General features: G+C 69.6%; 23 protein-coding genes. 7 read left to right on the top strand and 16 right to left on the bottom strand.

The window, feature by feature from the left end:
• Nucleotides 1-22: 22 nt before the first annotated feature.
• Both AB8P05_RS07445 and sigJ read left to right on the top strand, forming a co-directional pair.
• Nucleotides 23-475 carry a carboxymuconolactone decarboxylase family protein gene (locus tag AB8P05_RS07445; RefSeq protein WP_472757488.1) on the top strand — a complete coding sequence of 151 codons (453 nt, stop codon included), beginning with the start codon at nucleotides 23-25 and terminating at the stop codon, nucleotides 473-475.
• Complete coding sequence (gene sigJ, locus AB8P05_RS07440; RefSeq protein WP_472757487.1) at nucleotides 472-1,371, top strand: RNA polymerase sigma factor SigJ; 900 nt, start codon at nucleotides 472-474, stop codon at nucleotides 1,369-1,371. Before AB8P05_RS07445 ends, sigJ begins: the two co-directional genes overlap by 4 nt.
• Nucleotides 1,372-1,387: 16 nt before the next feature.
• Here sigJ and AB8P05_RS07435 read toward each other — a convergent pair whose 3' ends face one another.
• The 4 genes from AB8P05_RS07435 to AB8P05_RS07420 form a co-directional block, all read right to left on the bottom strand.
• Entirely contained in the window at nucleotides 1,388-1,762 is a 375-nt protein-coding gene (locus AB8P05_RS07435) for a response regulator (RefSeq protein WP_472757486.1), read from the bottom strand.
• Between the two features lie 77 nt (nucleotides 1,763-1,839).
• A complete protein-coding gene (locus tag AB8P05_RS07430) occupies nucleotides 1,840-2,400 on the bottom strand; it encodes an HAD family hydrolase (protein ID WP_472757485.1) in 561 nt (186 codons plus the stop codon).
• 277 nt (nucleotides 2,401-2,677) lie between these two features.
• Nucleotides 2,678-3,061, bottom strand: a complete 384-nt coding sequence (locus AB8P05_RS07425; protein ID WP_472757484.1) for a hypothetical protein — start codon at nucleotides 3,059-3,061, stop codon at nucleotides 2,678-2,680.
• Nucleotides 3,062-3,257: 196 nt separating this feature from the next.
• Entirely contained in the window at nucleotides 3,258-3,689 is a 432-nt protein-coding gene (locus AB8P05_RS07420; protein WP_044550826.1) for a Fur family transcriptional regulator, read from the bottom strand.
• Between the two features lie 434 nt (nucleotides 3,690-4,123).
• Here AB8P05_RS07420 and AB8P05_RS07415 point away from each other — a divergent pair, with 434 nt between their 5' ends.
• Entirely contained in the window at nucleotides 4,124-5,308 is a 1,185-nt protein-coding gene (locus AB8P05_RS07415) for a sensor histidine kinase (RefSeq protein ID WP_472757483.1), read from the top strand.
• A 65-nt stretch (nucleotides 5,309-5,373) separates the two neighbouring features.
• On the opposite strand, the gene htpG is transcribed toward AB8P05_RS07415, so the two are convergent.
• From htpG to AB8P05_RS07380, 7 genes are all read right to left on the bottom strand, one after another.
• Nucleotides 5,374-7,254, bottom strand: a complete 1,881-nt coding sequence (htpG, locus tag AB8P05_RS07410) for a molecular chaperone HtpG (RefSeq protein WP_472757482.1) — start codon at nucleotides 7,252-7,254, stop codon at nucleotides 5,374-5,376.
• 262 nt (nucleotides 7,255-7,516) lie between these two features.
• Entirely contained in the window at nucleotides 7,517-9,148 is a 1,632-nt protein-coding gene (locus tag AB8P05_RS07405) for a hypothetical protein (protein ID WP_472757481.1), read from the bottom strand.
• A gap of 95 nt (nucleotides 9,149-9,243) precedes the next feature.
• Nucleotides 9,244-9,912, bottom strand: coding sequence for a glutathione S-transferase family protein (locus tag AB8P05_RS07400; protein ID WP_472757480.1), 669 nt, complete (start codon nucleotides 9,910-9,912; stop codon nucleotides 9,244-9,246).
• 133 nt (nucleotides 9,913-10,045) lie between these two features.
• The gene (locus AB8P05_RS07395) at nucleotides 10,046-10,507 is read right to left on the bottom strand and encodes a GNAT family N-acetyltransferase (protein WP_472757479.1); all 462 of its coding nucleotides are present in this window, start codon (nucleotides 10,505-10,507) and stop codon (nucleotides 10,046-10,048) included.
• Between the two features lie 117 nt (nucleotides 10,508-10,624).
• Nucleotides 10,625-11,788: a TAXI family TRAP transporter solute-binding subunit gene (locus AB8P05_RS07390; protein ID WP_472757478.1), complete on the bottom strand. Its 1,164-nt coding sequence runs from the start codon at nucleotides 11,786-11,788 to the stop codon at nucleotides 10,625-10,627.
• Between the two features lie 190 nt (nucleotides 11,789-11,978).
• Complete coding sequence (locus AB8P05_RS07385) at nucleotides 11,979-12,473, bottom strand: HupE/UreJ family protein (RefSeq protein ID WP_472757477.1); 495 nt, start codon at nucleotides 12,471-12,473, stop codon at nucleotides 11,979-11,981.
• 96 nt (nucleotides 12,474-12,569) lie between these two features.
• Nucleotides 12,570-13,124, bottom strand: a complete 555-nt coding sequence (locus tag AB8P05_RS07380; RefSeq protein WP_472757476.1) for a hypothetical protein — start codon at nucleotides 13,122-13,124, stop codon at nucleotides 12,570-12,572.
• Between the two features lie 338 nt (nucleotides 13,125-13,462).
• Between AB8P05_RS07380 and AB8P05_RS07375 the strand changes: the two genes are divergently transcribed.
• Nucleotides 13,463-14,908 carry a Y-family DNA polymerase gene (locus AB8P05_RS07375; RefSeq protein ID WP_472757475.1) on the top strand — a complete coding sequence of 482 codons (1,446 nt, stop codon included), beginning with the start codon at nucleotides 13,463-13,465 and terminating at the stop codon, nucleotides 14,906-14,908.
• Nucleotides 14,909-15,041: 133 nt separating this feature from the next.
• Here the strand turns inward: AB8P05_RS07375 and AB8P05_RS07370 are convergent, their stop codons facing one another.
• Nucleotides 15,042-15,998 carry an acetyl-CoA carboxylase carboxyltransferase subunit alpha gene (locus AB8P05_RS07370; RefSeq protein WP_472757474.1) on the bottom strand — a complete coding sequence of 319 codons (957 nt, stop codon included), beginning with the start codon at nucleotides 15,996-15,998 and terminating at the stop codon, nucleotides 15,042-15,044.
• A 184-nt stretch (nucleotides 15,999-16,182) separates the two neighbouring features.
• Between AB8P05_RS07370 and AB8P05_RS07365 the strand changes: the two genes are divergently transcribed.
• Nucleotides 16,183-16,935 (top strand): class I SAM-dependent methyltransferase, encoded by a 753-nt coding sequence (locus AB8P05_RS07365; protein ID WP_472757473.1) that lies wholly within the window; start codon nucleotides 16,183-16,185, stop codon nucleotides 16,933-16,935.
• A gap of 44 nt (nucleotides 16,936-16,979) precedes the next feature.
• Here the strand turns inward: AB8P05_RS07365 and AB8P05_RS07360 are convergent, their stop codons facing one another.
• Nucleotides 16,980-17,543 (bottom strand): HNH endonuclease, encoded by a 564-nt coding sequence (locus AB8P05_RS07360; protein WP_044550074.1) that lies wholly within the window; start codon nucleotides 17,541-17,543, stop codon nucleotides 16,980-16,982.
• Nucleotides 17,544-17,961: 418 nt separating this feature from the next.
• Here AB8P05_RS07360 and AB8P05_RS07355 point away from each other — a divergent pair, with 418 nt between their 5' ends.
• Both AB8P05_RS07355 and gluQRS read left to right on the top strand, forming a co-directional pair.
• Nucleotides 17,962-18,129 (top strand): hypothetical protein, encoded by a 168-nt coding sequence (locus AB8P05_RS07355; RefSeq protein ID WP_014248815.1) that lies wholly within the window; start codon nucleotides 17,962-17,964, stop codon nucleotides 18,127-18,129.
• A gap of 58 nt (nucleotides 18,130-18,187) precedes the next feature.
• Nucleotides 18,188-19,048, top strand: coding sequence for a tRNA glutamyl-Q(34) synthetase GluQRS (gene gluQRS, locus AB8P05_RS07350; protein ID WP_472757472.1), 861 nt, complete (start codon nucleotides 18,188-18,190; stop codon nucleotides 19,046-19,048).
• Between the two features lie 3 nt (nucleotides 19,049-19,051).
• Here the strand turns inward: gluQRS and AB8P05_RS07345 are convergent, their stop codons facing one another.
• The 3 genes from AB8P05_RS07345 to AB8P05_RS07335 form a co-directional block, all read right to left on the bottom strand.
• Nucleotides 19,052-21,217 carry a phytoene desaturase family protein gene (locus AB8P05_RS07345; RefSeq protein ID WP_472757471.1) on the bottom strand — a complete coding sequence of 722 codons (2,166 nt, stop codon included), beginning with the start codon at nucleotides 21,215-21,217 and terminating at the stop codon, nucleotides 19,052-19,054.
• 241 nt (nucleotides 21,218-21,458) lie between these two features.
• Nucleotides 21,459-22,052 carry a recombination mediator RecR gene (recR, locus tag AB8P05_RS07340; RefSeq protein WP_063635356.1) on the bottom strand — a complete coding sequence of 198 codons (594 nt, stop codon included), beginning with the start codon at nucleotides 22,050-22,052 and terminating at the stop codon, nucleotides 21,459-21,461.
• A gap of 182 nt (nucleotides 22,053-22,234) precedes the next feature.
• Nucleotides 22,235-22,558 (bottom strand): YbaB/EbfC family nucleoid-associated protein, encoded by a 324-nt coding sequence (locus AB8P05_RS07335; protein WP_455172568.1) that lies wholly within the window; start codon nucleotides 22,556-22,558, stop codon nucleotides 22,235-22,237.
• Nucleotide 22,559: the final 1 nt, after the last annotated feature.

The raw sequence follows: 22,559 nt of genomic DNA, 5'->3' as shown, positions 1-22,559 counted from the left end.
ACTCCCAACGAGGATGCGAACCATGGCTTTCCGTTTCACCGTCGCCACCGACGCCCCGTCCCTGTTCGCCACGCTGTACGCCACCGCCAAGACCATCCGCGGCAGCGGCCTGCCGACCGGCCTGATCCATCTGATCGACCTGCGCGTGTCGCAGATCAACGGCTGCGCCTATTGCATCGACATGCACAGCAAGGAAGCCCGCCACGACGGCCAGTCGGAGGAGCGGATCGCCGCGCTGGCGGAGTGGGAGCGGTCGGATCTGTTCCTGCCCGACGAACGCGCCGCCTTCGCCTGGGCCGAGGCGCTGACCCGCACCCAGCATGACCGCATCGACGAGACCTATCGGGAACTGCAACGCCATTTCAATGCCGAGCAGATTGCTCAGCTGACGGTGACGGCGGCGCAGATCAACGCCTGGAACCGCATCGGCATAGCCCAGCATATCGAGGGCACCGCCGTTGGGATGGCGGCGTGACGGCGCTGGCCGATCCGGACACCGCGCTCGCCGCCTTCGCGGGCGAGCGGGCGCGGCTTCGCGCCCTGGCCTACCGGCTGCTCGGGTCGGTGGCGGAGGCGGAAGACACGCTGCAGGACGCCTGGCTGCGCTGGGCCGCGGTGGTGCCCGGCAGCGTCGGGTCGGCCCCCGCCTTCCTGACCACCCTGGTGACGCGGCTGGCGCTCGACCGGCTGCGCTCCGCCCGGGTGGCGCGGGAGCGCTATTACGGGCTGTGGCTGCCCGAGCCGGAGGTCGCCGGCTGGGCCGATGGGGCGGATGAGGCACCCGACGCCGAGTCGGTGCCGATCGCGATGCTCCTGCTGCTGGAAAGGCTGGCACCGGACCAGCGCGCGGTCTTCGTCCTGCGCGAGGCGATGGACCTCGATTATACCGAGATATCGGCGATCCTCGGCAAGTCGGCGGAGGCCTGCCGCCAGATCATGCGGCGTGCCCGCAACCGGCTGAACGAGCCCGCCGCCACGAGCGCCGATGCGGACGCCGGGCGGCGTCTGGCCGATGCCTTCGCCGAGGCCAGCGTCCGGCGCGATTATGCCGCCATCGTGGCCCTGCTGTCGGACGATGCCCAGTGGCTGAGCGACGGCGGCGGCATGGTGCGGACGGCGGTCAACCCGCTCTTCGGCGCCGACCGCATCGCCCGCTTCCTGGTGGGCGTCCAGCGCAAGCGGGGTATCGGGTTCGGCTTCGTGCCGGTGCGGGTGAATGGCGGACCGGGCCTGCTGGCCGACCTCGGCGGCTCCTTCCGCAGCGTGCTGGCCTTTGACATCGCGGATGGCCGCATCCGGCGGATCTACCAGATCGCCAACCCGCAAAAGCTGGAGCATGTGGCGGGCTTCGGAGACACCGGCGTCCAATAGGGAAAAGCAGCCGGGTCTATGCCGTCGCCTCGTCCAGCCAGCGGTCGAGTGCGGTCAGGTCGACGGGGCGGGGCAGGATGGGGAAGGGGGCGTTCTGCAGGCGGGGGCCCGTCATCAGGATGCGCGTCTGCGGATAGAGCATCGCCGCCAGCGCCGCGGCACGGTCGCCCTCGTCGCCTTCATGGTCCAGCGGCAGCAAGGCGACGACCGGCGCCTCCGCACCGATGATGGTCAGCGCCTCCAGCGCATCGTCGGTCTGTGAAACCTGGAAACCGCGGCCGGACAGATGGCCGGCCAGCGCCTCGCGCTGGATCCGGTCGGCATCGGCAATCACGGCCCGGCGCCCGCCATAGCCCGGCATCCGGATGTCGGCGTCGATGCTGAAGCTCACGTTTCCCCTCCGTCCATCATGTTTTTGTTATGGACGGGAGGGAGTATGCGGGGCGGCAGGCGGGTTGTAAACGCTTGCTACCTGCGGTTCGACCTTCGTCGAATACGGATCACTTCGCCCTTGTGCATCAGCGCCAGCATCGGCAGGTCGCTGGGGTGGTTGCCGTAGCCCCAGGTGGCGGCGACCGGACCGTTGCCGGCGATCCAGGCGGTCACCCGCTCCGCCTTGTCCAGCCGCACGCAGTTGGCGGTGCTGAGCCTGCCGGTCAGCTTGCCGTCGGCCACCTCCATTCCCGTGGCCAGCAGATCGTCCACCTCCAGCCCGCGCAGCAGGGCCGGCATGTAGAGGTCGAGCGCGCCGGTCGCCACCACCACCCGGCGTCCCTGGCGGCGATGCTCCTTCAGAACCTCCAGCATGGGCTGGTGCCAGCGGACGCGGGGCACCATCCGCTCCGCCGCGGCCAGCGCATCGGCCACCGGCAGGCCGCGCAGGGTGCGCTTCAGGTAGATGGCCTTCACCGATCCGGGAAAATCGCAGCCCGGTCCGCGGCCGCGCACATGGCGGTGCATCGCCGAGCGGATGGCGTCGGCCAGCGCCAGGGCTGCGCGGCGCCGGCCGATCACCTCGCCGACGAACATCGGCAGGCTGTCGCCGTGGATCAGCGTGCCGTCGAAGTCGAAGAAGGCGACGCCGGACGGACCGCAAACAGGCGTCAGAGGGGCCAGCGAATCGGAAGCCAGCGAATCGGAAGACTGCGTCGGCAGGAGTACCGGCGGCGTGAGGCCGATCGGGGGCGCGGATTCGGGAAGGGGGTGGTCTGCATGCGCCGTTTATCCGGCCGCCGCGGTCCGGCGGGCAAGGTCTTTTACGGCAACCCTGGGAACGCATCCCGGTCTGCCGCGAGCCGTAGGCCCCTCAATGCAGCATGGTCGGGCCGCAGGGCGCCTCGAACAGCGGACCGTCCTCCGTGCCTTCCTCGGACCCGTCTTCGACCGCCGCGGCATCCTCCCCGTCCTCCAGCTGCGCGATCAGGTCGCCCGAGGCTTCCTCCAGGCCGGCCTTGACGGCGATCAGCAGGTTGATGATCTCGCCATTGTCCTGCTCCAGGCTGCGGACCCGCTCCTCCAGCCGGTCGATGCGGCGCAGCAGCAGGTCAGACAGGCGGTCCAGCCGTTCGAGAACGGGGTCCGGGCCGCTGGGAGCCGGGCCGGTGCTTTGGGCTTTGATCGGTTGTGTCCCGGACGCGGCGGGCGGGCTTTCGGGCCGGGTGTCGGGGCGGTCGTCGTGGCGGTCATCCATGGTGCGGCCGGTTCCGGTCAGTGAGGTTTGCTCCTCGCCTAACCTTGGGCCGCCGGCCGGCAAGGTCCAGACCGGCACCCGATGCACCCCGCAAGCGATGACCGCCTGACCCGCCCGTTGCGCGTGTGGCGATTCCGGATGGGTCCGTACCCAGCCGCCACCTCTTGTGCGCAAACCCGCAAGGCCCGGTGTATAGTTAAGACTCAGATTTATCGGCACGCCGCTTGCGCGGGACGCCGTACAGTTCCAGCCGATGGCCGATCAGGTCATAGCCCAGTTCGCGGGCAATGCTTTCCTTCAGCCGTTCCATTTCATCATTGGTGAACTCGATGACTTCACCGGAATCGACATCGATCAGATGATGGTGGTGATCGGTTCTTGCTTCCTCGTAGCGGGCGCGGCCGTCGCCGAAATCGAGGCGGTCGATCACATGCGCTTCCTCGAACAGCCGCATCGTCCGGTAGACGGTGGCGATGGAAATGCGCGGGTCGATGGCGGATGCACGGCGGTGCACCTCCTCCACATCGGGATGGTCCGTCGCCTCCGACAGCACGCGCGAGATCACGCGGCGCTGGTCGGTCATCTTCAATCCCTTCTTCACGCACAATTCTTCGAGGCGCGAGGGCATGGACATCCCCTGTAATCCTGTTCTGTTCGACGGGCGGCGGATCGCCCTTCCGGGTCTCCCTGATGCCCGGGATGCCGACGGCGAACTCCAGCCGGACGGACAAGCCCGGCCGGCCGAACGCGGCACCCCGAATACCCGACCATCATACTGTGTTTCGGACCCTTTCTCAAATGCCCAGGTCACAGCCGGACGGCCGAACGTGCAAAAGCCTTTCCTTCCAAGGTAATAGAACTTTTGGACGTACTTGCTGGAGGTTCGATGATTGGGTCGGAAACCAATTGCTCATAATCCGCTGCTAGGTTTTCCCGATGGAGCGCCGCGCATCCCGCGACCGGCGCCGGCCGGACGTGATCGCGCCGATGGGGAGGGGGTGAGACGCCGTGACGCCATTCGATCCACCGCTTCCCGCTCCGCCTGCCGCGCCGGAGGCGCACATGGACGAACCCGCCTTCACCGCCGCCGGGCTGGCGGTTCCGGTGCCGCCGCTGGCGCCCGGACAGGCCTGTGCCGCCGCCGCCGCCCGCTTCGACCGGCAGCCGGACTTGCCCGCCCTGCCGGTGGTCGATGACGGGGGCCGCGTCGTCGGTCTGTTGGAACGCGGTCTGTTGGAACGCGGCCTGCCGGAGCGCGGCCGTCTGCTGCCGGGCGGCGGGACCGATGCCGCGGTCATTCCGGTATCGGCGCTGATGGACCCGCATCCGCTTCTGGTGGAGGGGACGACCCCGCTGGCGGAGATCGGGCGGCGGCTGGCCCGGCTGAAGCCGGCGGCGCTGGTGACCGGTTTCCTGGTGGTGGAGCAGGGCCGCTATCTGGGCGTCGGCACGGTGACCGGGCTGATGGCGCGCTCCGCCGAACAGACCGACCTGCGCGCCCGCCAGCTGGAGGAGGCGCGCCGGCAGGCCGAACGGGCGATCCGCGCCAAGACCGCCTTCCTCGCCAACATGAGCCACGAGATCCGCACGCCGCTGACCGCGATGATGGGATTCGCCGAGTTGCTGGAGCAGGAGGTGGCGGGGCCGCACGCCATCCCGCTTTATCGCGAGTATGCCCGCGACATCGCCGAGAGCGGCCGGCACCTGATGGAGCTGATCAACGACCTGCTCGACCTGTCCAAGGCCGAAGCCGACCGGCTGGAGCTGGTGGACGGGACGGTGGATGTGGTGCGGGTGGCGGTCGGCACCGCGCGGCTGCTCGCCGAACGGGCGGGGCGCCACGGCGTGCGCATCGTTACCGCCGTGCCCACCGACCTGCCGCCCTTGCGCGCCGACGAGCGCAAGCTGCGCCAGATGCTGCTGAACCTGCTGTCGAACGCGGTGAAGTTCACGCCGGCCGACGGGGTGGTGACGCTGGGCGCCCGCGTGGCGGCCGGCGGCGCGCTGTGGCTGTCGGTGCATGACACCGGCATCGGCATGACCGGGGAGGAGCTGGCGAAGGCGCTGGAGCCCTGGGGGCAGGTTGACAGCGCGCTGGCCCGCGCCCAGGTCGGCACCGGGCTGGGCCTGCCCCTGACCAAGCGCCTGATCGAGCTGCATGGCGGCCGCCTGGACGTCGTCAGCCGCCGCGACGAAGGCACCGTCATGTCGCTGGTCTTCCCGCCCGAGCGGGTGGGACGGAGGTAAGGAAAAGCCCCCTCCTCCGGGGAGGAGAGGGCTTTTCCGTCACATCTTCCTGCAGACCGCGATCCTTACGCCAGCCCCTTCTCCATCGCGCTCGCCAGGCGGCGGGCGAAGGCGGCGGGGTCGGGCAGGGGCTCGCCCTCGACGATGCGGGCCTGGTCCAGCAGGAGCCACGCCGCATCCTCCAGCGCGTCGGTGGCGCCGCTGCCCTTGGCCCGTTCGGCCAGCCGCTTGATCAGGGCATGGGACGGGTTGATCTCCAGGATACGCTTGCCGACCTCGCCGTTCAGCTGCTTGTGCTGCTTCAGCAGGCGCTCCAGATGCATGTCCATGTCGTTGTCGTCGGCGACCAGACAGACGGCGCTGTCGGTCAGGCGTTCGGACTTGCGGACGTCCTTCACCGCGTCGGACAGGGTCAGCTTCAGCAGGGCCAGCAGGTCGGTCAGCTCGCCTTCCGGCGCCTTCTCCTCCGGCTTCTCGGGCTCGGCGCCCTTGATCTTGCCGAGATCGGCGCCGCCGCGGGTAACCGACTTGAACGGCTTGCCGTCGTAGACGCCGACCGACGGCATCCAGAACTCATCCACCGGATCGGTCAGCAGCAGCACCTCCACGCCCTTGGCCTTGAAGCCTTCCAGCTGCGGGCTGCGCAGCAGGGTGTCGATGTCGTCGCCGCTGATGGTGTAGATGGCGTCCTGGCCTTCCTTCATCCGGCCGACATACTGCTCCAGCGAGACCAGTTCCTCGCCGGCGGTGGTGCGGAAGCGCAGCAGCTTCAGCAGCTCGTCCCGGTGCTCATAGTCCTCATAGAGGCCCTCCTTCAGCACCGCGCCGAAATTCTCCCAGAACTTGTCGTATTCGGCCGCGTTCTCGCTGTCCTTGGCCTTCTTCGACAGCTCCGACAGGACGCGCCGCGTGATGCCGGCCTTGATCTTGGCCAGCATCGGGTTGTGCTGCAGCATCTCGCGGCTGATGTTCAGCGGCAGATCCTCGCTGTCGACCACGCCGCGCAGGAAGCGCAGATAGGGCGGGATCAGCCCCTCCGCCGCGTCGGTGATGAAGACGCGCTTGACGTACAGCTTCACCCGGTGGGCGCGCTTGGGATCGAACAGGTCGAACGGCTTGGTCGAGGGGACGTAGAGCAGGTTGGTGTATTCCAGCGCCCCTTCCGCCCGCCAGTGCAGGGTCAGCCACGGATCGTCGAAGGCGTGGCCGACATGGTGGTAGAATTCCTTGTACTGCTCGGCGGTGATCTCCGACTTCGACCGGGTCCACAGGGCCGACGCACTGTTCAGCGCCTTGGCGTCCTCGCCCTCGCCGAACAGGATCGGGATGGCGATGTGGTCGGAGTATTTGCGGACGATGCCGCCGAGCCGGGCTTCGTCGAGATACTCGTCGTCGCCTTCGCGCAGGTGCAGGACGATCTGCGTGCCGCGCGGCAGGCCGTCGGTCTCGGCGATGGTGAACTCGCCCTTGCCGTCGGATTCCCAGCGCCAGCCCTGGGCCTCGCCGGCCTTGCGGGTCAGCACGGTGACCTTGTCGGCGGCCATGAAGGCTGAATAGAAGCCGACGCCGAACTGGCCGATCAGGTTGACGTCCTTCTTGCCGTCACCCTTCTCGGCCCCTTCCAGCGACTTCATGAAGGCGGCGGTGCCGGAGCGGGCGATGGTGCCGAGATTCTCGACCAGATCCTCGCGGTTCATGCCGATGCCGTTGTCGGCGACGGTCAGGGTCCGCGCGTCCTTGTCGACCAGCAGGCGGACCTTGAGGTTCGGATCGTCGGCCGAGAGTTCCGGCTGGGTCAGGGCCGCGTAGCGCAGGCGGTCGCAGGCATCCGACGCGTTGGAGACCAGTTCGCGCAGGAACACTTCCTTCTCGCTGTAGAGCGAGTGGGCGACGATGTCGAGCAGACGGCTGACCTCGGCTTGAAAACTGAGCCGTTCCTCGGTCATGGGGGCACCTTCGTTGGTTTTGCACGGGTGGTGGCGTCAAGACGGCGGAGATATGTGAAAGCGTCCCGGCCGTTCAAGAGGCTTGTGCCGTGCAACCGCGGGAGGTGTGCGGCGGGGTGTCGCGGTGGGGGAGGTTTCGGCTGACGATGCCCCCACCTTAATCCCCCCGCTGGGCGGGGAGGAGACTGGTGCTGATATGAATGGGCTGCGGCAGTCCCTCCCCCGCGAGAGCGGGGAGGTTAGGTGGGGGTCTAACTTCCCCTTACTTTTTCTTCGGTGCCGGAGCGGGAGCCGGCTCGGCGCCGCCGGCCAGCAACGGGGTCATGTCGGCGCCGTTCAGCAGGAGCTGGCCGGCCTCCGTCACGTCGATCTTGTAGGTGCGGATCTCGGCGCCGCTGTCGTCCTTGCCGGCCTGGCCCAGGGCCTGGATCATCGCCAGGCCGCCCAGCAGGTCCTGCGTCTCCTTGTCGGGCTTGGCGCCCGGAGCCGGCTGCATCGCCTTCACCGCGGCGTCGATGCCGCGCAGCAGGACCGTGGCGCCGCCGGTGACGCCGAAGGCGGCCGGGGTGGCGACCTTCAGGGCGCCGGTGGCGGTGCCGGCGGTGGCGGGGGTGTCGAGGTTCAGCGCGTCGATGCGCAGCTCGGTCCCGGCCTCGCCCATCGCGGCCATCGCCTGCTGCATGATGACCTCGGGCGAGGGCGGGGGCGGCGGGGCCTTGGCCGGCTTGGCGCCCTTCTTCGGCGGCGGGGCCTCCTCCGCCTCGGCGGTCTTGGCCAGTTCGGTGAAGGCCTTCCACAGGGCCGTGTTCGGCAGCTTGGCGACCGACAGCTTCATCTCGAAGGCGCGCGGGGTGAAGGCGGCGGGGGCCGGCGACGGCGTCATGACGAAGTCGCGGGCCTCGATGCCCATGCTGACGGTCGACTGCGCCTGGTCCAGGTCGGTCAGGCCGCTGCGGAAGGCGAGCTGGCCCAGCGTGATCGTCATCCCGTCCTCCGGATTGACGATCGAGAAGTTGGACATGCGCATCGCGCCGGTGATGCCGCCGAACATGCCCTGCATCTTCGGCAGCAGCTCCGAAGGCGTCGGCGGCACGCCGCGGGCGGCGGCCTGCTCCGACAGCTTCTGCAGCGCGCTGACCTTGGTCAGGTCGACGCGGCTGTAGGCGGCCTCGGCGGTGACGCCGCCGATCTTCATCAGCTCCTTGTTCTTCTCGTCCAGCACCGACAGGCCGCCGAAGGCGAAGGCGGCCGGGCCGCTCCACAGGGTGGCACCGCCGGCCCCGGCCTCGGGCTTCAGGTCCTGGACCATGGTCATGGAGGCGATGGAGATCTTGCCCTTGCCGTCGGCCGCCTTGACGGCGATGTCGCTGTAAGCGCCATCGACCGCCAGCAGGGTCTCCAGCGTGCCGGACCAGGTGCTGGTGAAGGACTGCTTGCCGATGGAGATGGTGGCCGCGTCGACATACTCGTCATTGTCGTCCAGGTTCTGCACCTTGATCGCGCTGGGCAGCGTGATCGAGACGCCGTACTGGCCGTCGTCCTTCGGCGTCACCGACAAGAGGACGGTGCCGATGTCGAACAGGGTGCCTTCGGCATCCTCGGCCGACAGGCGCGGCAGGGCGACGTCGTAATGGTCGCCGGCCGGCTTGACGGTCGGCTCGCCCTGCCATTCGAAGCCGATGCCGTCGCCGTCCTCGGTGGGTGGCGGGAACCAGCGGGGCAGGTCCTTCTTCAGCGACGCGGCGAGCGCCTTGGCGCCGGCCTCGTCGACCGCGGGGGCGGCGTGGACAGGCGACCAGCCGGCCACCAGTGCCAGCATGCCGCCGGCGATCAGGGCGGGCCTCAGGGAACGGACCGGCAGGGCCGGGACGGACGAAAGACGGCGCAGACGCATCGAGGAACCACTCCCAACTTACGATTTTGGGAGCACGTTAAGCCTGATACGCGAGGCCGGTCCATGCCTCTGATGCGTCAGTTCCTAAGATGGGGTTAAAAATCCAGATCGGAGTAGTGCCTAGGGGGTGGACAACCGGTGATGTTGTCGGCCAGCACGGCACGAAAGCTGGGGCGCGACTTGATGCGGGCATACCAGTCCTTGGTCTCCGGACTGCGGTCCCACGGCACGTTGTCGATATAGTCCAGGCAGGACAGCTGGGCCGCCGCGGCGATGTCGGCCAGCGTGAAGGTCGACCCCGCCAGCCATGGGCGGCGTTCCGACAGGAAGGCGATGTAGTCGAGGTGATAGGTGATGTTGGCCAGACCGGCGCGAATCGCCGGCGCGAAGGGATGGCCCTGGCCGGACAGCCGCTTGATCAGCTTCTCGCCCACCAGATTCTCGCCGACCTCGCGTTCGAACTTGTGCAGGAACCAGTCGGCGATCCGCCGCACCTCCGCCCGCGCCGCGACCTCCCGCGGCAGCAGGGGGGTGTCGGGATAGGCCTCCTCCAGATACTCGATCACGGCGAGGCCGCCGGCGACGACGGTCCCATCCTCCTCCACCAGCACCGGCACCTCGCCGGCGGGGTTCATCTTCAGGAAGTCGGTGCGCCTCTCCCAGGGTTTTTCGACCACGGGTTCGAAGGGAAGCCCCTTCTCGGCGAGCATCACGCGCGCGACGCGCGACAGCGGGTGGATCGGGTGGTGGTACAGGGTTCGCATGGCGGCGGGACTTTACCGCAACGCGGCACGCGAAAACAGCCCGCGCATCGACGCTTGCGCGTCTCGTTGGGGGAGGGTTGACAGGGATTTCGGCGGTCCCGGCGGCACGGGCCGGCAGGCGGGGAGAGGGGGCTCACCCCGCCCGCGACAGGCGGTAGAGCACCAGCGCGTCCCCGTCGTCGGACGGTGCCGTCACCGGCGTCCAGCCGTTGCGTTCGTAGAAGGCGCGGGCGGCGGCGTTGCGGGCGGCGCAGGCCAGTTCGGCCGGGCGCTGGCCGCCGCGCAGCAGGCCCAACGCCTCGCGCAGCAGGGCGGAGCCGATGCCGCGCTTGTGCCATCCGGGGTCGATGAACAGGTTGTGGATGATCCGGGCCTGCGGATCGAGGGAGACGAAGCCGACCACCGTCCCGTCCGTCTCGGCGACCAGCACCGCATCCTCGCGCACGCAGTCATAGTAGTCGTCCAGCCTGAAACGGTCGGCTGGCTGCCAGGAAAAGGCCTGAAGGCGACCGTGCAGGAAGATCTCGGCGCAGCGCGGCGCATCGGTGCTGCGGACGGAACGGATCGCGACGCCCCTTCCTTCGCCGGCCGGCATGCCTCCTCCCCTTGCCCGTTGCTGTCGATCGCCTGGATCAACCGGATGGGAAACAGAATATTCCTTCGGCGGGTCGTCCGGGAACGGTCCTTTCGTCTCGTCCGGAGAAGGGAGGCCTCAGCGTGCTACCTTTTCCCCCGTGGCCTGATCCTTCGCGGCCTTATCGCCCGCCGGCTTGTCGCCGGTGCTCGCTCCGTTCTGGGGCGTGGATGCCGGCGCGTGGTTCTCCTCGTTGGCGGCGTTGCCCAGCAGGCCGACCTCCCGGTAATAGCGCTCCGCACCCGGATGCAGGGGGACCGAGACGTTGGCGACCGCACGGGCGGGGTCGAAATTGCGGCCCTGCGGATGGCCGTCGGCCAGGATGCGGCGGGTGTTCTCGTGCCACAGCGCGCGGACGATGCCGTAGATCAGGTCCGGGTTGCGGTCGGCACGGGTCAGCAGCTCCGCCCCCAGGCTGAGCGTCGGGGTGGTGGCGCTGCCGGGATAGGCGTTGGCGGGGATCTCGTCCTCGATATAGAAGCGCTGGGTCCGCAGCAGCCGGTCGGCCGGTTCGCCGTCCAGCGGCACCAGCCGGATCGGCACGCGCGCCGCCACGTCGGCAACCGCCGACACCGGATAGCCGCCCACCATGAAGAAGCCGTCCAGCTCGCCCTTCGCCAGCCGGTCGGCCGCCATGCCGGGCTTGAGGTAGTAGGGCGTGATCGTCGTCTCCGACAGGCCGTAGGCGTCCAGGATCAGCCGCGCCTCCACCAGCGTGCCGGACCCTTCCTCGCCCAGCGAGATGCTGCGGCCCTTCAGGTCGGCCATGCGGTCGATGAAGCCGTCGGAGCGGACGACCACCTGGATCGCCTCCGCATAGAGCATGCCGAGCGAGCGCAGCTCTGCGAAGGGGCGCTTGCCGGTGAAGCTGCCGGTGCCGCTGTAGGCCCAGAAGGCGACGTCGGCCTGGGCGAATCCGGCCTCCACCGTGCCGGCGCGCAGCAGCTCGATGTTGTCGACGGAGCCGTTGCTGGCCTGCGCCACCACGATCAGGCCGGGAATGCCGCAGCTTCCGCCCTTGTCGCAGGGCCGGGACCCCGGCGGGTTGGAGATGGCGTTGGCGATCAGCCCGCCGATCGGGAAATAGGTGCCGGCGGTGGTGCCGGTGCCGATGCGGAAATAGCGCAGCTCCTGCGCTGCGGCCGGCTGTCCTCCCGCCAAGGCCAGAGTGCCGGCGGACGTCAGCAGCGTCGGCAGCGCCAGACCGCCCATCAGGCCGCCCAGCAGGTGCCGGCGGGTCATCCGGCATGTCGGGGGAACCGCGTCGGAGTGCGGCAGAAGCCCCTTCGAGGGGAGCCCCGGCGGGGGAGGCAGGCTTTGGCGGCTGCACGGGACACCGGGTCGTTCCGTTCGTCTGGCCCGGTCGATCGGGCTGGGAAGGGGGTGCCTTCAAAGATTCCCGCGCAACCCCCTCATTTCAAGGCGCAACCGGTCAAATCACGCCGACGAGGTCGAGAACGCCGGCAACCGCCACCGCGCCGCCACACACGCGGACCGCCCGGTCCGACTCGGCCTGCGTCACCGCGATCGACAGGCCGAGCCCGCCGCAGGCGACCAGCATCAGCCCGGCGGCGAAGCCCGCCCAATAGAGCGGCGGTCCCTGGTGGGCGTGGCCGTGGAACACCGCGGCCACCGCGGCGATCAGCACGGCCAACACGGCCGGCGCCCTCACCCCCAGCGCCACCAGCGATCCGATCACGATCAGCGACGCTGCCAGCCCCGGGCCGGCATAGGGCAGCCGCAGCCCCATCTGCGCCGCGAAGCCCGCCGCCAGCGCCGCGGTCACGGCGGCGGCCGGCACCTGCCAGACCGCGGTGCCGCCGGTCTGTCCCGCCCACATGCCGATGCCGAGGATGCCCAGCAGATGCTGCAGCACCCACACCGGCGTGGTCAGCCCGTTACCGAAGGCCCCCGTCACCGTCGTCATGCGCCCGCATCCTCCGTCCGTTCCGTGTCAGCGGCCGGTATGGCGGCAGAGCGGGTGCGGGGTCAAGCCGCCAAGGCGGAGCTTGCCGGTGGGATGCTAGCGCGCCAGCGGGTCGCCCCATTGGCGCAGGTCGTTCTCGCGCCGCATCAGGTCGCGCTGGCCCAGCGGGTCGAGCCGCCCCATGGCGTCGTCGGTGCGCATGCGGTCCACTTCCGGCCGGATCAGGTCGCGCTTGAAGGCATCGGTGGCGCTCTGCGAGGAGGGTGGGGGCGGCACCGGGATCGGGCGCGGCGGCTGCGGCAGGGCCGCCGGATCGGGCGGGGGCGACGAACTGCCGCGGGGACGTTTGGGCGGCGGCCGGTCGGTGTTTCCCGAGTCGGTGGCTCTGGAGTTGGCGCGGGGCTGCGGCTCTTCTGCCTGGCGCGGCCGGGCGGCGGGGCCTGAGCCGGTGCGCGACTGCTCCGCCTGGATCTGGCTCCAGGTCCGCCGCTCTCCGCCTCCCGGGACGAATGTCTGGTTGTAGACCGGCGGGAATGCCTGGGCGCGGCCGGGGCTGTCGTCGCGCAGTTCCGACGGCGCGCAGGCGCCCGCGGCCAGCAGGAAAACCAGCGGGGCCAGTCGGCGGGCGAGGGGCGGGAGATGAGGGCTCATGAACGGAATGTCGGCACTGCCGAACGTCTCGGCAAGATGACCCTAAAGGAGGGACTCCCTCCGCGGCTAAGCTGGCGCTAGAGTGTTCTTTCTTTGTTCCGATTGTTGGTTCCCGTATGACGCGCTTTCCTCACCCCCGGACCTATCCCCCTCTACCCCCGGGGAGAGGGTCGGGGTGAGGGGGAGCCGCTGCAGGATGCTGGCAAAGGTCCCGCAGCGCATCCCCCTCACCCTAGCCCTCTCCCCAGGGGGAGAGGGGATCGGGTCGTTGGGGAGGAAGGCGCCGCATCCTCGCCCTATGGCTCCCGCGGCTGCCGACCGACGCGCGGGAGCGGACCATGCCACCCGAATTGCGGGCGCGTCCCTTCGCCCTGCTGCGGACGGAGCGCCAGCGGCGCATGGTGGTCGCGGTCAACCGGGCGGCTGCGGCGGCCGGCATCTGCCCCGGCCATACCCTCGGCGACGCCCGCTCGCTGGAACCGGCGTTGGAGGTGGCGGAGGCGACACCGGAAGAGGATGCCGCCCTGCTCGGCCGCATCGCCGACTGGGCGCGGCGCTACAGCCCCTGGACCGCGGTGGACGAGCCGGACGGGGTGGTGATCGACATCACCGGCTGTGCCCACCTCTTTGGCGGCGAAGCGGCGCTGGCCGCCGACATGACCGGCCGGCTGCGCGCCGCCGGCTTCGCCGCCCGCGCCGCCATCGCCGACACCCCGGCCGCCGCCTGGGGGCTGGTGCGGTTCGGCAGTCTGGAGGATCGGCGGATGGAGCGGCTGGACGGGCTGCCGCTGGCCGCTCTGCGCCTGCCCATGGAGACGGTGGAGGGGCTGCATGCGCTGGGATTGCGCCGGATCGGCGACCTGCATGCCATGCCGCGGGCCGGATTGGCGGCGCGGTTCGGGGCCAGGTTGCTGCAACGCTACGATCAGGCATTCGGCCGGCTGGACGAGCCGATCTCCCCGCGCCGGCCGGTGCCTGAGCATCGCGAGCGCCTGACCTTCGCCGAACCAATCGCCACGCCCGAGTCGATCGCCGGGGCGCTCCGCCACCTGCTGGTCCGGCTGTGCAAGGGGCTGGAGGCGGCGGGGCAGGGGGTGCGCCGGCTGCGGCTGGACGCCCACCGCACCGACCAGCGGGTGGATGACGAACCGCAGAGCCTGACGCTCGGCACCAGCCGCCCGACCCGCGACCCGGCGGCGCTGGCCCGGCTGGCCGCCCCCCTGCTGGAGCGGATCGAACCCGGTCCGGGGCTGGAGACGCTGGTGCTGTCGGCGACGGAGACGGGGCCGCTCACCGCCATCCAGACCGGCATCGATGGCGAGGGGATTGACGGCGGATTGGCGGAGCTGGTCGACCGGCTGGCCCTGCGGCTGGGGGAACGGGCGGTGCTTCGGCTGGTGCCGCGGGAAAGCTGGCTGCCGGAGCGCTGCGTGGCGCCGCTGCCGCCGGTGGAAACCTTGCCGGTGCCGAAGCCCTGGCCGGCCGGCCGGCCGCGGCCCCTGCGACTGCTGACCCCGCCCGAACCGATCGAGGCCACCGCGCCGCTGCCCGACGACCCGCCGCTGCAGTTCGTCTGGCGCGGCCTGCGCCACCGCGTGAGCCGGGCCGAAGGGCCGGAGCGGATCGAGTGCGAATGGTGGCGTCCGGAGGGATCGCTGGGGCTGGCCGTGCGCGATTACTACCGCGTGGAGGATGGCGCCGGCCGCCGCTTCTGGCTGTTCCGCGCCGGACTGTACCGGCCGGGGGAATGGCCGCGCTGGTTCCTGCACGGGTTCTTGGGGTGAGGTGCTTTTGGGATGGAGGTGTTAGACCCCCACCTAACCTCCCCCGCTGGGCGGGGAGGGACTGCCGCCACTTGCCCGTATAAGCACTTACTCCCTTCCCCGCCCAGCGGGGGAGGGTTGGGGTGGGGGTAAATCACCCCAGCCCCTTCTGCCCCATCTCCAGGAACTTCTCGCGGCGCTTGGCGCGGAGCGTAACGCCGTCGAGGCCGTCCAGTTCGCCCAGCGACTCCTCGATGCAGTCGCCCAGCTTCTTGATGGTCTCGGCCGGGTCGCGGTGGGCGCCGCCGATGGGCTCGCTCACCACATGGTCGATGACGCCCAGCTCCTTCAGGTCCTGGCTGATCAGGCGCAGCGCGATGGCCGCCTCGCCCGCCATGTCGGAGCTGCGCCACAGGATCGACGCGCAGCCTTCCGGCGAGATCACGGAATAGATGGCGTGTTCCAGCATCAGCACGCGGTCGGCGGTGGCAATCGCGATGGCGCCGCCCGACCCGCCCTCGCCGATGACGGAGGCGACCATCGGCACGTTCAGCCGCAGGCAGCGCTCGATGCTCTTGGCGATGGCCTCGGCCTGGCCGCGCTCTTCCGCCTGGACGCCGGGGAAGGCGCCGGCGGTGTCGACCAGCGAGACGACCGGCAGCTTGAAGCGGTCGGCCAGATCCATCAGGCGCTGGGCCTTGCGGTAGCCTTCCGGCTTCGCCATGCCGAAATTGTGGCGGACGCGCGATTCGGTGTCGTTGCCCTTTTCCTGGCCGATCACCACCACCGAGCGGCCGCGGAAGCGACCCAGCCCGCCGATGACCGCGCGGTCCTCGGCGAAATGGCGGTCGCCGGCCAGCGGCGTGAAGTCCTCGATCAGGCCGCGCACATAGTCCAGGCAGTGCGGACGATTGGGGTGGCGGGCCACCTGAACCTTCTGCGCGGGCGTGAGCTTTGCGTAGGTCTGCCGCAGGAGCTTGTCGACCTTGGCCTGCAGCTTGGCGACCTCGTCGGCGATGTTGATGTCGCCGGCGTTGGTCAGGTGCCGCAACTCCTCGATCTTGCCTTCAAGCTCGGCGATCGGCTTTTCGAATTCCAGGAAGGTCTGCATGCCGGACACGGGTGGTTGGCGGGGCGCACGAAAAAGCGCGCGCTTGGTTAGCACGCCCGGCGCGCCTGCGCCACAGCGGAAAGATGCGGGACGGCCTGGGGAGGGTTCCGCGACGAACCCACAGGGTTTATCCTCATCCGCCGGCGAATTCCAACCCTAATCGTTGCGGGGTGGTTCCAGACCGATGACCTCCTTCAAGGACCATTTTTCCGGCCATGCCGGCGATTACCGCGCCTTCCGGCCGACATACCCCGATGGGCTGGCGGACGCGCTGGCCGACGCGGCGCCGGCCCGCGGGCTGGCCTGGGACGTCGGTTGCGGCAACGGGCAGGTCGCCGTCGCGCTGGCCGCCCGCTTCGGATCGGTCCATGCCAGCGACGCCAGCGCGGAGCAGATCGCGCAGGCCCAGGCGCATCCCAAAATCCGCTATGCCGTCGCCCCGGCGGAGGACAGCGGCCTGCCCGACGGCTGCTGCGACCTGATCGTCGCGGCGCAGGCGGCGCACTGGTTCGACCTCGACCGCTTCTATGCCGAGGTGCGGCGGGTGGCGAAGCCGGGGGCGGCGGTGGCGCTGGTCTGCTACGCCTTGCAGCGGCTGGACGATCCGGCGCTGGACGCGGCGGTGGAGCGTTTCCACAACGGCACGCTGGGGGCCTATTGGCCGGCCGACCGCTGGAAGGTGGTGAACGGCTACCGCGACCTGGAGTTTCCGTTTCCGCCGCTGCCGGCGCCGCCGCTGGCGATGGAGGCGCTGTGGTCGCTGCCCCGGCTGCTCGGCTATATGGACACCTGGTCGGGGGTGAAGGCGGCGAGCAAGGCGTTCGGCCGGAACCCGCTGGAAGACTTCGCGGGCGAGATCGCGCCGCTGTGGGGCGATCCGGAGCGGGAGCGGCGGATCCGCTGGCCGCTGACGGTCAGGCTGGGGCGGGTGGAGTAGAGTGGAGGCACGTCCCGGCCCCCACCCCCGCCCGTATCGCGGTCCTACATCGGGTCCAGTTCCGAGTCCCAATAAAGAAAATCCCGCCAACTCTCGTGAAGGAAGTTTGGCGGGAAGGCGCGTCCGTTCTCCTGCAGCTCGTAGGCGGTGGGCTGGAAGGGCGGACTGAGCGGGATCATGCCGCAGACGTGGGGAAGGCGGTCGCCCTTCGCCAGGTTGCAGGCGGAACAGGATGTGATGACGTTTTCCCACGTCGTCCGACCGCCGCGGGAGCGCGGGATCACATGGTCGAAGGTCAGGTCGTGGGTGGGGAAGGGGCGGCCGCAATACTGGCAGGTGAAGCGGTCGCGCAGGAAGACGTTGAAGCGGGTGAAGGCCGGGCGGCGCGTTGCCGGAATGAACTCTTTCAAGGAGATGACGCTGGGCAACCGGACTTCGAAACTTGGGGATCTGACGACCCGGTCATAGTGCGATACGATGTTGACCCGTTCCAGAAAGACCGCCTTGACCGCTTCCTGCCAGGACCATAGCGACAAGGGGAAGTAACTGAGCGGGCGGAAATCCGCGTTCAGCACCAGAGCCGGACAGTGATCGGGTGGTGGAGCCAATGGCCACTCCCTTGTCTGAAACCGTGTCTGGATCCCGGCACGCGTCACAGCTGCGGCTTCGTGCGCGGGGGCGTGTCTACTCCGCCCCGGGGGCCGGCCCAACTGCTGGATCGTCTTCCGGGACAACCAGATACATAGTGGATCGGCGGCCGAGACTCAACATCTTGACCCGGTGAGGCCGAATTTCTTCACCGTTGTGTAACCTTTTTCGCGCTGTGGCCATAGCCGGCGGGGTGGGGCGGGGTGGGAGGGCGGTCATCCGGCACCACGCGCGGCGGCTGTGACATCGGGAAAAAGACTCGCGCTTGCCTTGCACGCTTACCCCTCGTTAACCATGACGGCGCCATGGTGGACCTCGTTGAACCAAGCCGATCCCGCCGGCCGAGCCGGCCGGAAGCGACCCCGAGGAAAGTCCGCCATGACCGCCGTCATCATCGACCTCGCCCAGAAGCGCCGTGAACGCGAGGAGCGTGAGCGCCAGATCCGCATCGACGCCTTCGACCGCGAGCTGCGCCGCCGGCTGGCGCTGTATCTGGAGGGCGAGGAGATCCCGGTGGAGCCGATCCGCGACAATCCTTACATCTGAGCCTGATCGGAATCACATCCCGCGTCCTGTCCGGCGCGCGATCCGCTATAAAGCGGGAATGAGCGACCTCGTCACCCGCTTCGCCCCCAGCCCCACCGGGCACCTGCATCTGGGCCATGCCCATTCCGCGCTGTTCGGCTGGACCACCGCCCGCAGCGCCGCCGGCCGCTTCCTGTTGCGGATCGAGGACATCGATCCCAACCGCTGCCGCCCAGACTACGAGCGCGACCTGATCGAGGATCTGGCCTGGCTCGGCCTCGACTGGGACGGCCCGGTCCGGCGCCAGTCCGACCATTTCGACGATTTCCGCGCGGCACTGGCCCGGCTCGAGTCGCTGGGCGTGCTCTATCCCTGTTTCTGCACCCGCAAGGATATCGCCGCGGAGATCGCGCGGGCCGGTACCGCGCCGCACGGCCCTGACGGCCCCTTGTATCCCGGCACCTGCCGCCACCGTACGTCCGAGGAGCGGGCGGAGCGGATCGCCCGTGGCGACGCCTGGGCATTGCGGCTCGACGTGGCCGCCGCCCGCCGGCTGACCGGGCCGTTGCGCTGGCACGACCGGGCGCAGGGCTGGCAGGAGGCGACTCCGGAACTGCTGGGCGACGTGGTGCTGGCCCGCAAGGACACGCCGACCAGCTACCATCTCAGCGTCACCGTGGACGACCATCTGCAGGGCGTGACGCTGGTCACCCGCGGCGAGGATCTGTTCTTCGCCACCCACCTGCACCGGCTGCTGCAGGCCCTGCTGGGCTACGACCCTCCCGACTACCACCATCACGGCCTGCTGCGGAACGCGGCGGGCGAGCGGCTGGCCAAGCGCGACCGCGCCCAGTCCCTGCGCTCGCTCCGCGACGAAGGCCGCAGTCCGGCGGAAGTCCGGGCGCTGGCCGGGTTTGCCGGGGCCGGGTTCGCGGAATAGACTTCACCCCATCTGCGCCACCGGCAGGGCGGGACAACGGGCGGCGCGCCCGGCGGTGTTGCCCAGGGCATCCGGCGTCAGGCTCTCCTTGCCCAGCAGGGCTTCGGCGGCCAGCCGGCCGGAGATGACGCAGGCTTCCACTCCCGGCCCGGGGAAGACGCCGGCGCCGGTCAGGCACAGGCCGGGGATCGGGCTGCGGCGGGTCAGCCGATGCTGGTCGGGCGCGATGCCGTAGATGCTGCCGGCGCTGGTGTGGGCATAGCGGGCGAAGGTGGCGGCGCTGGCCTCCTGCCGGGTGGTGATGTGCCGGTCCAGGCCGGGGATCAGGCGGGAAGCGGCGGCGATCATCGCGTCGCCCTCCGCCCGCTTGCGCGCCTTGTAGGCCGGGTCGGCGCGGTTCCATCCGGCATCGGCCGGGGCCAGCCGCAGCAGCGCCACCGCGGCATGCCCTTCGGGTGCGAGGCTGCGGTCGTGGACCGAGGGGACGGCGATGGCCATGCCGAAGCCGGCCTCGTCCCGCGGCAGGAAGGTCATCGCCGGCAGGTCGGGGACGATGTCCAGCCCGAGCGTGACCATGAAGGCTGAGGTGGACGGACGCAGCGCCGCGCAGCGGGCGGCATAGGCGGCCGGCAGATGCTCCGCCCCCACCAGTTCCAGCATGGTCCGCCGGACGTCGGCGTTGGAGATCACGGCGGGTGCGCGGACGATGCGGCCATCCGCGGTTTCGACTCCAGCGGCGCGGCCGTCTTCGATCAGGATGCGCTTGGCGGCGCTGCGCAGCCGGACCTCCCCGCCGTCGGCGCGGATCGATTGTGCCAGCGCATCGGCCAGGGACTGCGACCCGCCGGCCGGATAGAAGCCGCCGGAGAACCAGTATCCGAAGATCGGCGCCATCTGGCCTACGGTCAGCAACTCCGCCCGGTCGCTGAGATAGCCGGTCAGCACGGTCAGCAGGCGCTGGCCGGCGCGGTTGGGGATGTAATGGTCCAGCATCTCCTGGAAGGGCCGGGCCATCCAGCGCAGGGCGTGCGGGCTCTCCGTCACATAGCGCCGCATCGCCGCCACCGATTGCGGGATGTTGGGCAGGCCGCTGTCGGCGCAGCCGCGATACATGTCGTCATAGACCGCCCGCATCTCCGCCAGGAAGGCGGCGGCCCCGGCGGCGCTGGGCGGGTGGTCGGCGGCGATCTGGGCTGCCAGCCCATCGGCATCGTCGGCCAGTAGACGCAACCGACCGTCGAGCGCCACGCCGCGGTTCACCGGCTGCCACTCCACCCGGTCCTCGACTCCCAGCGAGCGTAGCAGATGGTCGACCGGTCCGCCGGGATGGGCGCCGCTGATGTCGTGGACGCCGGCGTCGAAGACATAGCGGAAGGGCTCGGCCCCCGGTTCGCTGTGGTTGCGTGCCTTGACCGTCCAACTGGTGCAGAAGCCGCCGGGGCGGTCATGCGTCTCCAGCACCGTCACCCGCGCCCCAGCGCGCGCCAGCAGCGCCGCCGCCGTCAGCCCGCCGATGCCGGAACCGACCACCACCACGTCACGCTCGTTTGCGGCGGTGCGCGTCCGGTTCAGGATCGCGGGGGCCGGCCAGGAATGGGGATCGGTCTCCGCCAGCCGGCGGCGCATCGCCCGCCCGACGATCCAATTCGGCAGCAGCCGGTTGGCGAGTATGCCCAGCGCATTGGCGCCGATGGAAACCGGTGCTTCCCAACCGGGCAGGCCGGCGAAGCCGAGACCGCCAACCAGGAACAGCAGGCCCCAGACCGCGGTCATCAGCCGGTTGACGGCGACGAACTGCGGCAGGTGCCAATATTCGCGCGGCCAGTCGTCGCGCGCATATTGCAGGGTGAAGGGGCTGCTGGCGGCGATGCTGCCGAAGGCCATGGCCGACAGCGCCAGATGAATGGCGAGGCCGAGATTGTGGACCGGCCAGTCCCAGCCCAGCGGACCGCAGAGCGGCAGGGAGGCAAAGAAGGCGGCGGCGACCAGCTCCGGCGCCTTGAGGGAGCCGCGTAGCCTGTCGAGGACGCAGAGGGCGAGGCTGGCCGCCAGTGCCGCGAGGGAGGCCGGCAACAGTCCGGCAAGCGGCAAGGTGGCGCCGAACAGCAGCCATGGGGAGAAGCCCAGCAGGATACGGAACGCGATGGGGAGCTTGGCGGGCTTGCGCATCGGGATGGTGCCTTCGCGGGTGGTGGGTGTTGCGAAGGACCATTGTCGGCAGGCGGGTGTACGTGCCAGCGCGGGTACGCCGGGCGCAGGGTCGGCTTCGTGAACTGCGGCGTACGGCGGTTCGCGATGCGTGAAGTGCGGAGGTGTACGCTTTGGGGAGGGTGTACGTGTCTGGGGCGTTAGACCCCCACCTAGCCTCCCCGCTGGGCGGGGAGGCTAGGCGGGGGTATCGAAGCCAACGCTACAATGGCCGCCGTGCCTTCAGCGCGGCGGTGAGCGTGCCGTCGTCGAGATAGTCCAGCTCCCCACCGACCGGGACGCCGTGCGCCAGACGCGAGACCGACACGTCGGACTCGGTCAGGCGATCAGTCACGACATGAGCGGTGGTCTGACCGTCGACGGTGGCATTGAGCGCCAGAATGATTTCGCGCACCGCTGGGTCCTTGGCGCGTTCGGCGAGACCGGCGATGTTCAGGTCGTCCGGTCCGACACCCTGCAAGGCCGACAGCAACCCGCCCAAAACATGATAGGTGCCGCGGAAGGCGCGGGTGCGTTCCAGTGCCCACAGGTCGCCGGCATCCTCCACCACGCAGATGACCGACCGGTCACGGGTGGGGTCGGAGCAGACGGTGCAGGGATCGCGGCTGTCCAGGTTGCCGCAAACGGAGCAGGCGCGGATCGACTCGCCGGCCGCCGCCATCGCCTCCGACAATGGAACCAGCAGGCTGTCCCGCCGCTTCATCAGATGCAGCGCCGCCCGACGCGCCGACCGGGGACCGAGTCCCGGCAGCTTGGACAGCAACTGGATCAGGCGTTCGATTTCAGGTCCGATCATTCACTTGGCGGCCGACAGACGTTTCCCTCTCCCGCCCCGGGAGAGGGAAGGGGCCCATGGCGTCAGCCATGGGAAGGGTGAGGGGATGCAAGGATCAGGGGATCCATGTTCGGATCGCCCCTCACCCTCCCCGCCTTCGGCGGGGCCCCTCCCTCTCCCGGGGCGGGAGAGGGCAAGAAAGATCAGAACGGCAGCTTCATGCCCGGCGGCAGCTTCAGGCCGCCCATCAGCTTCGAGGTCTCCTCGGCGACATGCTGCTCGACCTTCTTCTTGGCGTCGTTGAAGGCGGCGACGATCAGGTCCTCCAGCACTTCGACGTCCTCGGGATCGACGACGGACTTGTCGAGCTTGACCTTCTTCATCTCGCTCTTGCCGTTGACGGTCACGATGACCATGCCGGCGGCGCTCTGGCCGGTCACTTCGACCTGCTCCAGGCTCGCCTGCATTTCCTGCATCTTGGCCTGCATCTGCTGGGCCTGCTTCATCATGTTGCCGATATTCTTCATC

The organism is Azospirillum sp. VT-I1, assembly GCF_055698305.1.
This window is presented reverse-complemented; position numbering and strand designations above follow the sequence as displayed.